Genomic DNA, 13,181 nt, shown 5'->3' on the forward strand with positions numbered 1-13,181 from the left:
TTTATTTCTTTGCTTTATTATTATGAGGGTCCAACAAATCACGAAGGCCATCACCAAACAGATTAAGGCCCAATACCGTAAGCATAATGGCAATACCCGGAAACACAGTCATCCACCAGGCATTAAAAATAACCATCTTGCCATCATATAGCAGATTTCCCCAACTTGGAGCCGGTGCGGGAATACCTGCACCTAAGAAGCTTAGCGCTGCTTCTGTAATAATCGAATCTGCAAAGATAAAGGTTGCTTGAACAACCAATGGGGATATCACGTTAGGGGCAATGTTAGACCAGATAATTCTCGATGAACTGGCGCCCTGAGACCTCAGTGCCTCAATATAGGTCTGCTCCTTTACAACTAGTGCCGAGGAACGGACTGTCCGCGCAACATAAGGTGTGAACACGATACCCAAAGCAATAATAACGTTTTCTACTCTTGGTCCCATTGCAGCCATAATCGCAATCGCGAGCAAAATAGCCGGAAAAGCCATTAACCCATCACAAAGCCGCATCAAAATATTATCCAATGAACGAAAATAAGCGGCATAAAGTCCGATCACCATTCCAGCCAATGAGGTAATCAACGCAACAGAAAACCCTACCCCAATCGATACTTTGGCACCATGTGCCACCCGGGCAAGCAAGTCCCGGCCATAATTGTCCGTTCCCAAAAGATATTCCGAACTCGGCCCAAGCAGGCGCTTTTTGGCATCTAATTCATAAGGGTCATGAGCAGTCAGCAATGGCCCAACAAGAGTGAACAAAAGAATCAGCAAAATAATAATGCTTCCTGTGAGGGCTAATTTATTCGAAAAGAAACGCCGAAACATTAATTCCCGTCGTTCTTTCTTAATATGATTTTTCACGTTGGATAAAACTCTTTCCTCCGTGACGGTTGATGTTTGCATGAATTAGCTCCCCCTTCCTATTTCCTGCTTAATCGTACTCGTGGATCGATGACACCATATAATAAGTCAATGATGAGATTAATCGTGACATAGCTAAACGCGACAAGCATAATGGACCCTTGAATAACCGCAAAATCACGGCGTTCTACCGAGTTGACAATTAATTGCCCAATTCCAGGGATATTAAAGACGGTCTCTACTACCGCCGCCCCTGCCACAAGGGTTCCAAAGGTTTGACCAATGATTGTTATGATGGGAATGAACGCATTCCTTAACGCATGCTTATATACAATCACTTTTTCTTTAACCCCTTTTGAGCGGGCAGTTTTAATGTAATTGGCATTTAAAATATCCAACATCGAGGATCTGGTCATTCTTGCAATCAGGGCTGCCTGCATCATTCCTAAGGCGATCGCAGGCAAAATTAAGTACCTGATGTGAAGATACAGTCCCGCATTTAGTGGTTTATAGCCTGCTACTGGCAGCCACTTCAAATGGACCGCAAACAGGAGAATTAAAAACAATCCAAGCAAAAAGCTTGGCACGGAAATCCCTAATAAAGAAAAGCCCATAAAAGATTGATCGACAACCGAACCTCTTTTTCTAGCTGCAATGACGCCAAGCGGGATCGCAATCACGATTGCAAAAAGCTGCGCAAGAATCGCTAAAGAAAAGGTAGGTCCCAAATGCGAAACAAACGCATGAAGCACAGGCTCATCCATAAAGAAGGAAAATCCGAAATTCCCTTGCACTATACCAATGAACCAACTGAAAAATTGTTGGTATAGAGGGAGGTTAAGGCCGAGCTGATCACGCAGCTCGGCTACCTCGGCGGGACTGGCTTCCGGGCCCAGTATAACGGCTGCCGGGTCACCGGGTGTCATATGGATAATGAGAAAAACAACAACGGATACAACCATTAATACAGGTATCAGTGACAGTAGCCGTTTTAAAATATATCCTTTCAAAGTGTCACCACTCCCTCTTAAGACTAGTTACTTTTTCTCGACATTCCAAAGGGTGATTCCTTGTAAGAAGCCCATTCCCTTGATATTTGAACGAGTTGTGGTAATAGTAGTCTTATTTCCGAATTTAATCATTGGAAGATAGTTATAAAACTCCTCCTGAAGCTGTTCAAAATATTCCTTTGCCTCCTCTTGGGAAGTGGCAGCGTTAATTTTTTCTAATAGCTCATCAATGACAGGGTCGTTCGTCCAGCCCGGCCATTGGCTAGCTGAATCTAAAAATACATATTTTGCTGGAATCGGCTCAGTTGGGAAACCTGTGACGAACATATCATAAGCATTCGCATCGCCACGCTTTTGAAGAAGCGTCGGCCAGTCGTAAACATCAAGCTTGACCTTCATGCCAATTTTCTCAAGTTGCTGCTGCACAACCACAGCGGCATTGTAGTGGTCTTCATAATCCCGGCTGGCTAAAAGAACAATTTCCTCGCCGTTATATCCTGCTTCTTTTAAAAGTTTCTTCGCTTTTTCTGTATCATGCTGGTTATATAATTTTTTACCGGCTTCGTTGTACCATTCTACTTGGTCTTTAATCATCAGACCGTGCTCTAATTCATAGAAGTTTTTATTCGTGAAGGAAGCCATTAAAATTTCCTCTTCATCTAAAGCAGCATTCACAGCTTGACGAGCCTTTACATCTTGAAAGAATCTATTCTTCTTGTTAAATACAATTCCATTAAATCCGTTATGATCAACATGGTTTTCTACATCTTCATTTGCTTCTAACTGCTCCGCATTGTCAAACGGAATCGCATTGGCAACATCATATTCGCCTGTTTGAATTCCCGCTAAGCGTGTGGAGGCATCTGTAACGAACTGGAAGTAGATATCATCAAGCAACGCTTCCTTTTTTCCTGCTAAACCGCTGCTTTTTGTTTCAAGAGATTGATAGTCTTTAAATTTATCCAAATGGACATATTGGTCTGTTTTCCACTCAACGAACTTATAAGGTCCCGTGCCAACGAATTCCGTAAGTCCTTTTTCTGTTGCGGATTCATTAACCTCTTTAGGAGTAATAATCGCTGCTTGTCCTGGGTCAGCCAGCATCGCGAGTGCCGTCGAGAGCGTTTGTGGCATTTCAAGCACGACAGTATTGTCGCCTTCAGCAGTAAATGTGGCATCTTTAAAATAAGATTTCCCTAATGGAGTGACGTCTCTCCAACGATTCATTGAGGCCACAACATCCTCAACCGTCATCTCTTTACCATTGTGGAATTTAATTCCTTTTCTTAATACAAACGTAATCTTCTTTCCATCTTCACTAACTTTGTAGGACTCAGCGAGCATTGGTTCCACTTCAAACTTCTGGTTGAAGGTAACAAGCGATTCATATATATGTCTTGTAATATCACGTGTCGCAACTGCCGTAGTTAGAAGCGGGTCAAGGGTCGGCGGCTGGGCGTTGTAGGCTACTTGGAGCTCACCGCCTTTGACCTTTTCTTCACTTCCCGAATTTGATTTTTTTGAACCTGATTCCTCTGCTCCCGAACAGCCAATGATCGAGAAGGCCAGAATTAACACTAAGAATAACAGGCTTACTTTCTTCATTTTCCATTTCCCCCTTATATATTTTTAATTCAAAAAAAGTTCACACTTCATTTTTTAAAAATATGAAGTTTACACTTTTTTAAAAATTTATCATATATTCAGTCTTTTCACAATAGTCTTTCTAGATTTTATAAAAAATTCATATTGTCAAAGTATGAGCCATTTGATACTGTAAAAGCACAAACTTCAATTTTATACTAATAAAGTCTACACTTCACAATTATTTACACATTTAGAAATGCATAGTGCATAAACCGTGGGAGTTGATCCAATGGACACCTTTAAAGAAAAAATTAAACATCACTATCCCACATTATCCTCCGGACATAAAAAAGTGGGGAAATATGTATTAGATCATCCACAGGAAGCAGCTTTAAAATCAGCTAGTCAATTAGGACAGGATGCCGGTGTCAGTGAGACAACCGTTATTCGTTTTTGTTATGTACTTGGGTATAGTGGATTTAGTGAACTGCAAAATGAGGTAAGGAAATATCTTATTTTTCAAAAGAGCGGCCTGCAGGAATATCAGGCAAACAAAGAGGGAATTGCGGACCAGCCCAACTTTTTTATCCAAAGCATGCAGCGTGATCAGGCATATATTCAATTACTAAAAGAGCAAATAAATGAAGAAGACCTATACATGGCTGCTAGAAAAATCTATGACTCAAATAATATCTTGGTTTCAGGTGTCCGTACATCCTTTGCCATCGCACAGTGGCTCTCATTTACCCTTAATATTATCAAAGGGAGTTCCCATCTGATTCACCCCGGTGTAGATGATATGAACTATTTGCTATCCAAAATAAACGAACAAAGTATCTTTATCGCTATAACCTTTCATCGTTACTCTTCACTGACGATTGAGTTAGCTGAATTAGCGAAAAAGCAAGGTGCATATGTTATTGGAATCACCGATTCTGATCTTTCACCATTAAAAGACCATTCCGATATCCTTTTACCAATAAAGTTACCTTCTACGTCCACCATCGAAACCGGACCAGTTGCCTTTTCACTCATAAATGCACTTGTTGCCGGCGTGGCGGTCATCGATAAGGAAGGCTTTGAAAAACGAAGAGAAGCATATGAAAGTTTTAATCCGGGGAAATTCTTAATTTAAACAGTGATGCATGGGGACGGTTCTTTTGCCTCAAAAATGTAGGTCCCATGAAATATTTGAGTTAACAAGCTAGTAATCTTAAGGATGGTTTTAAGTGGAGAATCCTGCTTTTTCATGTTGAAAAAATGGGCAAAAAAGATGGTTTATTTAAACATTTTTACTCCAGGCGATTTGTCTTTAAGAGGGCTAGGTAAGGAGTGTTTTTTTTCAGCGGTATAGGTCCGTTTTTATTATTTAGATGGTTCTTTAAATTAATCTTGCTGGTGATTGGGAAAAAATCCAAGGAAGGGTGTCCCTTGCTTTAGCTAAAAAAACCGGCTAGCTCCTATCCGCTAGCCGGGCATCTTATCATGCTAAAAACTTTAATTGTCCCCTAATAAAACCTAGCACGCACCAAATGAGACAAGAGAATCGTCCCCATGCCTCGCCTCACTTAATAATCGGCAAAACTAGCTGTGATGGGTAGGTTTGTTGGTGGTAGATGGTTTGGTTTGCCGTGTTGTAATCGCTGCTTGTGAGCATGGTGTGTCCGTTGTTTAGGTTTGTGTCGTAACGCGGGAAGTTGCTGGATGAGATTTCGAGCCGGATTTGGTGGCCTGGGAGGAAGACATTGCTGGTTGGCCATAGGTCAATCTCGTACTCCACAATTTTATCCTTAATAGATTCTGAGGCTCCACAGATCTCCCCATTTCGATAGGAAGCACGAACGATCCCGTCTGTTAAGTTATATGCAGTACCATCAGGCAAGACATCGATTAACTTTGCCGTAAAGTCCGTATCCACAGCATCCGTTTGTGCCCACAGGATTACTTTAACCATGCCGGTCACTTCAAGCGCTTCTGCCAACGGTTCAGAGGAATAAACAAGTACATCGTCTCTTTCCTCCAACAGACGTTGATCTTTAGGGCCCATCGTCTGGACCCCTGCGTAAAGGGTCCCGCCGCCATTGGTCGGGACCGGGTTTGATGGATCATAAACAAACCTGTCCTCCGGTTCCTCCCTTTCCGGCATATCCACACTCAAGCGTCCATCGCCAAAACGGGAATTAGCCTTGCCGTTGCTATGCAGATAATATGGGACATACGTGGTTCTCGCTAACGGCCATTCCTGCTCGTCCCGCCACTCATTGATCCCCATCACAAACAGCTTGATCGGCGCTTCCTCGGCGACAATCGTGTCTTCGCCCTTTAACCAGTGGTCAAACCAGCGAATGTGCAAACCCGTCAAATCCTCCTGCCCATCAATCCAGTCACCGCCTGCTTGAAGCCCGAAATTCCTCTCGCCAATCACAGAACTGAAGACCCCATGCCCCCACGGTCCGATGATTAATTTATTTAACCCCTTGCCCTGTTTCTGCAGTTCCGTAAAGTTTCTTAAGGTTGACTGCAACAAATTATCGTACCAGCCGGCAATATGATAGGCCGGGACATGTATCTGATGGTACTTGTTCAATATACTCATCCGCTCCCCCAAATCCTCAATTACATTCCCTTCCAGCAGGTCAAAAAAATAGCCGGCCGCACCAAGCTCCTTCAGCGGCAGCCATTGCTGAATCGGTTTATACGTATACCACTCTTCAATCTGGTTATAGAAGTCTGCCCATTTTTCCATCAGCACTGTATACTCTGCTGAATCGCCATATTTCCTTCTCATCTGCTCAGGGGCCACCGACTCCAGCGCCCATGTTTCCGAGGAAGCAACGAGAAACTTTCCTCCCTTATCCATTGAATTATTCCGCCAATCATTCAGCGTCATCGCCGGAACAATCGCCTCCAAATGCGGCGGCTGATCGGAAGCAGCCAGCAATTGCGTATACCCATAATACGACAAACCAAACATACCTACTTTTCCGTTGGAATAAGGCAAGGCCGCGGCCCATTCAACCGTATCAAAGCCATCCTCCGCTTCATATAAAAATGGATAAAATTCGCCTTCCGAATTGAAGCGGCCCCTGACATCCTGGACAATCACGACATAGCCATGCTGCACAAGGCGGTGGGTATCCAGATAGCGATGGGAATAGAACGGCAAATCCTTATTATAGGGAAGCCGGGTCAACAGCACCGGAAACTTCCCCTCTTGACTTGGCCGATAGACATCTGCATAAAGCGTGATCCCGTCCCGCATTCTACAAGGCACATTTTTCTCTACTAAAATCTGTTCAATCTTCATTTTTAAAAATTCACCCTTTCCTCTCGAAAATAAATAAGCGCCTGAAGCTGCACGCTATGCCCCAGCACAGCACCAAATCAAGAAAAAAGTCCACCCGCAGTTCAAAATCGGGATGGACTTTTTCGTAAAAGTGAGCTGGGCTATACGGCCCGTTCAGCTAGTTTTTTCTTCAAACTGCCTTTTCGCTTTTTAATCGGCGACAGCCTTCTTTCCAGCCAGCCCATCACCACATCGGCAATGACAGCCATCAAGGCGGTTGGGATGGCACCCGCGAGAATAATCGGTGTTCCGTCCGTTACATTCGTGCCGCGCAAGATAATGTCACCTAAGCCGCCCGCACCAATAAAGGTCCCGATGGTCGCAATCCCGATTGTGATGACCAATGCCGTCCTCAGTCCGGCCATTATCACGGACATCGCCAGCGGCAGCTCAACCATCCAGAGAACCTGAAACTTGGTCATTCCCATCGCTTTTCCCGATTCAAGCAAGGCATGGTCAACGTTCCGGATGCCAGTGTAAGTGTTTTTAATAATCGGCAATAAAGAATAGAGGAATAAGGAAAATACGACCGTATTGGTTCCGAGCCCCATGACAAGCATGAGCACAGCCAGCATCGCCAACGCCGGAATGGTTTGGATAATATTGGCGAGCGAAATCACCCACGTGCTCAGCTTGTTGTAGCGGGCGATGAAGATGCCTACCGGGATGGCGACAATCGCAGCAAATAAAACGCCATAGGCAGACATGAGGAAATGCCGATAAAACTCGACCCACACATACGACGCATTTTGCGAATAATAATACAAAATATCAGTGATCGTCTCCATGGTTTCACCCCTCCCCTTCGAAATACTTGTGCTCTTCTAAAAATTCCTTTGCAATAACGGCTGGTTCCTTCATTTCTCCGTCTGCTTCATAATTGAGCTCCTGCATTTTCTCAGTGCTAATTTTTCCAGCCAGCTTTTGAAGGATTTCCTTTAATTCCGGATGTGCCTTTAACACATCGTTTCGTGCGACCGGTGACGTATCATATGGCGGGAAGAAATGCTTGTCATCCTCTAATACCTTTAAATCATAGGCACTGATGCGCCCATCGGTGGTATACGCCAGGACAACATCCATTTTTCCGTTCGCAGCTGCCTGATACACTAAGCCAATCTGCATCGGGAAGGTCTGGCCGAATTCAAATCCGTACTCTTTTACAAACCCCTCGTAACCGTCCCCTTTCCGCTTTAACCAGGCATTGTCGACACCAAGTTTCAAGTCAGATACAAACGGTTGTAAATCGGAAACGGTGTTCAGGTTTTCTTTTTCCGCCAGCGCCTTTGTCACTGTAAACGCATAGGAATTGGCAAAGCCGTACGAATCAAACCAAGTTTGGTCAAAGCGCTTTTGGAATTCGCGTTTGACAATCGTAAGCGCTTCCCCAGGGTCTTTGACCGGGTCCATGGCTAGCGCCCCCGCCAGGTCTGTTCCTGTATAGCGTGTGGCCGAAATATCGATATCGCCATTCATCATGGCCTGATGCTGAACAATGGAAGATCCCAGATTATTGACCATTTCCACCTTGGCATCAGTATAATGTTCAATCATCAGCCGAACCATATTTCCCATAATTTGTGACTCCGATGTCCCCATCGTTCCTAACTTAATCGTGTTGTCGGCCGCTCCGCTCAAACCGGGCAGTGCACAGCCGCTCATGAAGACCGCCACTGTCATGATAATGGCAATCAGTAAATGATTTCTTTTCAACATCTTTAGTGCCTCCTTCCCCTATGCAGCTTCTCTCATCTTTTTCATTCCTTTAGGCGTGACCCAGCCTTCGACTTTGCCTAAAAGAAGATCGGTCAATAGAGCCAGCAAAGTAACGGGAACCGCACCGGCAATAATGAATTCAGGCTGATACAAGTTCAGACCGCTAAAAATGTAATCCCCCAGGCCCCCGCCTCCAATAAAGGACGCCAAGGTCGCCCAGCCAATTAAATAAACCGTTGATAAGCGAATGCCTGCCATAATAACGGGAATCGCCAGCGGCACCTCTACGTAGCGGATTCGTTCCCATCCAGTCATACCCATCCCGCGTCCTGCTTCGAGCAGACTCTTTTGCACGCCGTTCACACCCGTATAGGTGTTTCTCAGGATAGGTAGGACTGAATAGAAAAATAAAGCAATGATAGCCGGTGTTTTTCCGACACCTAAAAGAGGAATAAAGAAAGCGAGAATAGCAAAGCTTGGAAAAGTTTGAATGATACCTAATATTCCCATCACCACTTCAGCCCCTTTTGGAAATCGCGTTAACGCTACTCCCAGAGGTACGGCGATGAGAATGCCGAGCAGGGCTGCAAAAATCGAAATATATAAATGCTCCCACGTCTTATACAGCATTTCACCGCCGTATGTACTCAAAAATTGTAAAATGGTATCCATGTCATCTCCCTCCTAACCTATTTTTGTTAGTTCATCCACGCCCCAGATTGAATCATAGACAATGTCTACCAAACTAGCTCTCGTGACAATCCCAACAAGACGATGTTTGTCATCGACCACCGGAACGTATTTCATGCCCATTTTTAAGATTTTTCGGACCGTATCACGAACAAGCGTCCCTTTTTTGACGGTAAAGACCTCTGCTTCCACCACATCTCGCACCAGACTCGCCTTTTTCCGTTTTTGGTCAATAATTTCGACATCAATAACCCCTTGCAGAACCTTCAACTCATCCACGACAAGCAAGGAATCGACGCGATGCTGTTTCATTAATTGAATCGCTTCTGATAAAGACCGGTCTCCTGTAATCGTGATCGGATTAGGGCTCATAATTTGCTCGACTGTTTGGATATTCGGTCTTGCCTGGACAAGACGGTCTTTTCCAATAAACTCTTCGACAAACTCATTGGCTGGATTACGCAGGATTTCATCTGGTGTATCACACTGGACGATTTGCCCGTCCTTCATAATGACAATCCGGTCCGCCAATTTCAGCGCCTCATCCATGTCATGGGTAACAAACACAATCGTTTTTTCCAGCTTCCGCTGCAGCTTTTTGAATTCTTCTTGGAGTGATTCCCTGGTAATCGGGTCTAATGCGCCAAATGGTTCATCCATTAAAATCAGAGGCTGATCCGCTGCCAATGCGCGCAGTACACCAATCCGCTGCTGCTGGCCGCCGCTCAATTCATGGGGGTAAAGTTCTAAATAATCAGGTGTCATATCGACAAGTGTCAGTAATTCCCGTGCGCGAGCGCGGCGATTATTCTCTGGGACTTTTAATAATTTTAGGACGAGGGAGATATTTTCTTGAATGGTCATGTGGGGAAATAAGCCAATCTGCTGAATCACATACCCGATTTCACGCCTCAGCGTCACCGGGTCGCTCTTCATAATGTCTACACCATTGATAGAAATGGTACCCTCTGTCGGTTCGATCAACCGGTTAATCATTTTCATGGTCGTTGTTTTCCCGCAGCCGCTTGGGCCGATAATACAGATGAATTCTCCCTTGGCAATTTCCAAGTTCAAATCATGTACCGCTCGTTTCCCTCCCTTATACACTTTTGAAACATGATCAAATTTAAGCAAAGCAAGCACCTCCATTTTTTATGCAAAAAATCTAAATTATCTAAATTTAGTATAATAGAAACTTTGTAAAATAAAAAGTTTATGAATTTTATAAATTACATCAAATTTACAGATTATATGTTTTTTAGGTTTATTTTTCCAAGCCTTTCTTAAAAATCCTCCCAATTCCTCCCTTTAACAACCCTATTCCCCTGTTCGTTTTCTTCAAAAAATGTGATATAGTGGCAACGTATTAGGGTAACTGGAAGGGTGAATTCCTTTGGATGTAGAACCATTAGAAAAAATTAATCATATCCAAGAGCAGTTTGTAGAGAAAATTGCCGATAATATGCAAACATACGGGGTCTCCGCTACTGTCGGGAGAGTACTGGGCATCATTTATATGAACCGGAGGCCGATGACACTGGATGAACTATCTGAGGAAACCGGAATGAGCAAAACCCGGATGAGCCAAGTCGTCCGCGAAATGGTGGATTTGAATATTGCGGAAAAAGTGTTTGAAAAAGGCGTCCGTAAAGACTTATACAATGTAGAGCAGGATTATTATCAAACCTTCGTTTCGTTGTTCACCTCGAACTGGCGAAAAGCCATCCAGAAAAACAAAATGTTTGAAAAAAAGATGTCTGCTGAACTGCACTCCATTATGGAAAACGGAACAATCGATGCAGAGCTGGAACAAAAAATTAATACTCTCCTCAAAGAAACAAAGGAATGGCTGGATTATTATTATTGGTTAGCCCAGTTGGTTGAATTCTTTGACAGCGGAGAAATTTTTAAATATGTTCCAAAGCCATGAGACTAGTTCAAGAAGACTTGCAAAATAACTGGCCGCTAAGGCGAGGCAGAGGCGTCGTTTAGCTCATACCTTTCTATTAGCTAAAAAAAGAAAATGGACCAAGCCATTTTCTTTTTTTTATAAATTTTTGAGGAGGAAAATATATGCAGAAAAAGGTCATCGTTACTTGTGCGGTCACTGGCGCAGGAGATACAGTCAAGAAAAGCCCTTATGTTCCCGTTACCCCTAATGAAATCGCCGAATCGGCCATTGAGGCAGCAAAGGCTGGCGCAACGATCGCCCATATTCACGTCCGCGACCCCAAAACCGGCGGAATCAGCCATGACCCGGCATTATTCCAAGAGGTGGTCGAACGGGTCCGTGAAGCGGAAACCGACGTCATCCTCAACCTCACTTCCGGAGGGGGCGGAGACTGGATTCCGAGCGAACAGAACCCAGCCCTCGGCGGACCTGGAACAGACATCCAGACCCCGGAAGAACGCCATGAGCCAATTGGGAGATTACTGCCTGAGCTTTGTACATTAGACTGCGGAAGCTTGAATTTCGGTGACCAGCTTTACATAAGCACCACCGATTGGCTGCGCAAACAGGCCCGCCTTATCCAACAAAGCGGAGTCAAGCCTGAATTGGAATGCTTCGATACCGGGCACCTCCTGTTTGCCAAGCAATTAATCGAGGATGGCCTGGTTGACGGCGACCCGATGTTCCAATTCTGCCTGGGTATCCCTTGGGGGGCAGCGGCCGATGCGGAAACGATGATTTATATGCGGGATAAACTTCCGAAAAATGCCCACTGGTCCGCCTTTGGCATCGGCCGTATGCAAATGCCGATGGCGATCCAATCGATGCTCTTGGGCGGCAATGTCCGGGTCGGATTGGAAGACAATCTCTATTTGGATAAAGGGGTGCTGGGAACCAATGCCCAATTGGTAGATAGAACCGTTACCATCATGGCGGGGCTTGGTGCCGAACCGATGTCCCCTGAAGAAGCTCGAACCCATTTAGGCTTAAAAAATCCTCATAGAAAGGCTGGGATCTAGTGCACAATCATTCTATTAAACAAGTAACCGTCGTTGGCACAGGAGTAATCGGTAATGGCTGGATCGCCCGTTTTTTAGCGCAGGGCTATGATGTCATCGCGACAGATCCAGCATCCGGTGCAGAGGAGCGGATGCGTGCAAGTGTGGAGCGTGCCTGGCCGGCTTTGGAGAAGCTGGGTTTGGCTGCGGGGGCTTCGAAAGACCGGCTCCGCTTCGAGCCAAACCTGGCAAAAGCGGTGGCTGACGCCGATTTGATTCAGGAGAACGCACCGGAGCGGGAAGATTTAAAACGGCGTTTGCTGGCGGAAATTGATTTGAATGCAAAGCCTGAGGCAATCATTGCCTCCAGTACATCCGGGCTTATACCGAGCACGCTGCAAGCAGACTGCACCCGGCCTGAGCGGATCATCGTGGCTCACCCCTTCAATCCCGTCTATTTAATTCCATTGGTTGAACTGGTGGGCGGTAAGCGGACAGCAGCGGAGATTTTGGCGAAGGCGGAACAATTCTATCAATCTATTCGTATGAAGCCTCTGGTCATTTCCTCTGAAATCGAGGGTCATGTCGCCGACCGGTTAATGGAGGCGATTTGGCGTGAAGCCCTGCACCTTGTCAACGACGGAATTGCCACAACCGAGGAAGTCGATGCTGCCATCATTTACGGACCTGGTTTACGGTGGGCATTAATGGGGCCATTCCTTACTCTTCACCTTGCCGGCGGTGAACAAGGAATGAAACATATGCTGGAACAATTCGGTCCTGCCTTGAAACTGCCTTGGACCAAACTCGTCGCACCAGAGCTGACGGAGGAACTGAGCAATCAGGTGATTGACGGGTGCAAACGGCAGACTGCCGGCCATTCGATTGCAGGGCTCGAGGAACGGCGGGATGACTTTTTGATTGAGCTTCAGCAGCTGTTGGAAAAATATTGGCCGGGCGCTAATCTGAATGGGAGAATATGATTTTTATCAAGGTTGATTTTGAACTGGGGGATGCA

General features: G+C 45.1%; 12 protein-coding genes. 4 read left to right on the forward strand and 8 right to left on the reverse strand.

Annotated features, from left to right (window positions below; translation table 11 throughout):
* Position 1: 1 nt before the first annotated feature.
* From ACZ5AE_RS26385 to ACZ5AE_RS26395, 3 genes are read right to left on the reverse strand one after another with little or no spacing between them, the layout of a single operon-like run.
* Positions 2 to 907: an ABC transporter permease gene (locus ACZ5AE_RS26385; RefSeq protein WP_464567576.1), complete on the reverse strand. Its 906-nt coding sequence runs from the start codon at positions 905 to 907 to the stop codon at positions 2 to 4.
* Positions 908 to 924: 17 nt separating this feature from the next.
* Entirely contained in the window at positions 925 to 1,875 is a 951-nt protein-coding gene (locus ACZ5AE_RS26390; RefSeq protein ID WP_464567578.1) for an ABC transporter permease, read from the reverse strand.
* A gap of 27 nt (positions 1,876 to 1,902) precedes the next feature.
* On the reverse strand, positions 1,903 to 3,480 hold the full coding sequence (locus ACZ5AE_RS26395) for an ABC transporter substrate-binding protein (protein ID WP_464567580.1): 1,578 nt from the start codon (positions 3,478 to 3,480) through the stop codon (positions 1,903 to 1,905).
* Positions 3,481 to 3,751: 271 nt separating this feature from the next.
* On the opposite strand from ACZ5AE_RS26395, the gene ACZ5AE_RS26400 reads away from it, so the two are divergent.
* Positions 3,752 to 4,597, forward strand: coding sequence for a MurR/RpiR family transcriptional regulator (locus ACZ5AE_RS26400; protein WP_464567582.1), 846 nt, complete (start codon positions 3,752 to 3,754; stop codon positions 4,595 to 4,597).
* A 429-nt stretch (positions 4,598 to 5,026) separates the two neighbouring features.
* Here ACZ5AE_RS26400 and ACZ5AE_RS26405 read toward each other — a convergent pair whose 3' ends face one another.
* The 5 genes from ACZ5AE_RS26405 to ACZ5AE_RS26425 form a co-directional block, all read right to left on the reverse strand.
* Positions 5,027 to 6,769 (reverse strand): CocE/NonD family hydrolase, encoded by a 1,743-nt coding sequence (locus ACZ5AE_RS26405; protein WP_464567584.1) that lies wholly within the window; start codon positions 6,767 to 6,769, stop codon positions 5,027 to 5,029.
* Positions 6,770 to 6,909: 140 nt separating this feature from the next.
* Positions 6,910 to 7,596: an ABC transporter permease gene (locus ACZ5AE_RS26410; RefSeq protein WP_464567586.1), complete on the reverse strand. Its 687-nt coding sequence runs from the start codon at positions 7,594 to 7,596 to the stop codon at positions 6,910 to 6,912.
* A 4-nt stretch (positions 7,597 to 7,600) separates the two neighbouring features.
* Complete coding sequence (locus ACZ5AE_RS26415; RefSeq protein WP_464567588.1) at positions 7,601 to 8,524, reverse strand: osmoprotectant ABC transporter substrate-binding protein; 924 nt, start codon at positions 8,522 to 8,524, stop codon at positions 7,601 to 7,603.
* A gap of 18 nt (positions 8,525 to 8,542) precedes the next feature.
* Positions 8,543 to 9,196, reverse strand: coding sequence for an ABC transporter permease (locus tag ACZ5AE_RS26420; RefSeq protein ID WP_464567590.1), 654 nt, complete (start codon positions 9,194 to 9,196; stop codon positions 8,543 to 8,545).
* A gap of 12 nt (positions 9,197 to 9,208) precedes the next feature.
* The gene (locus ACZ5AE_RS26425; protein WP_464567592.1) at positions 9,209 to 10,348 is read right to left on the reverse strand and encodes a betaine/proline/choline family ABC transporter ATP-binding protein; all 1,140 of its coding nucleotides are present in this window, start codon (positions 10,346 to 10,348) and stop codon (positions 9,209 to 9,211) included.
* 259 nt (positions 10,349 to 10,607) lie between these two features.
* Between ACZ5AE_RS26425 and ACZ5AE_RS26430 the strand changes: the two genes are divergently transcribed.
* From ACZ5AE_RS26430 to ACZ5AE_RS26440, 3 genes are all read left to right on the forward strand, one after another.
* On the forward strand, positions 10,608 to 11,144 hold the full coding sequence (locus tag ACZ5AE_RS26430; RefSeq protein WP_464567594.1) for a GbsR/MarR family transcriptional regulator: 537 nt from the start codon (positions 10,608 to 10,610) through the stop codon (positions 11,142 to 11,144).
* 143 nt (positions 11,145 to 11,287) lie between these two features.
* On the forward strand, positions 11,288 to 12,184 hold the full coding sequence (locus ACZ5AE_RS26435; protein WP_464567596.1) for a beta-keto acid cleavage family enzyme: 897 nt from the start codon (positions 11,288 to 11,290) through the stop codon (positions 12,182 to 12,184).
* Positions 12,184 to 13,146: an L-carnitine dehydrogenase gene (locus ACZ5AE_RS26440; RefSeq protein ID WP_464567598.1), complete on the forward strand. Its 963-nt coding sequence runs from the start codon at positions 12,184 to 12,186 to the stop codon at positions 13,144 to 13,146. Before ACZ5AE_RS26435 ends, ACZ5AE_RS26440 begins: the two co-directional genes overlap by 1 nt.
* Positions 13,147 to 13,181: the final 35 nt, after the last annotated feature.

The sequence above is a fragment of the Neobacillus sp. S1227 genome (genome assembly GCF_055385255.1).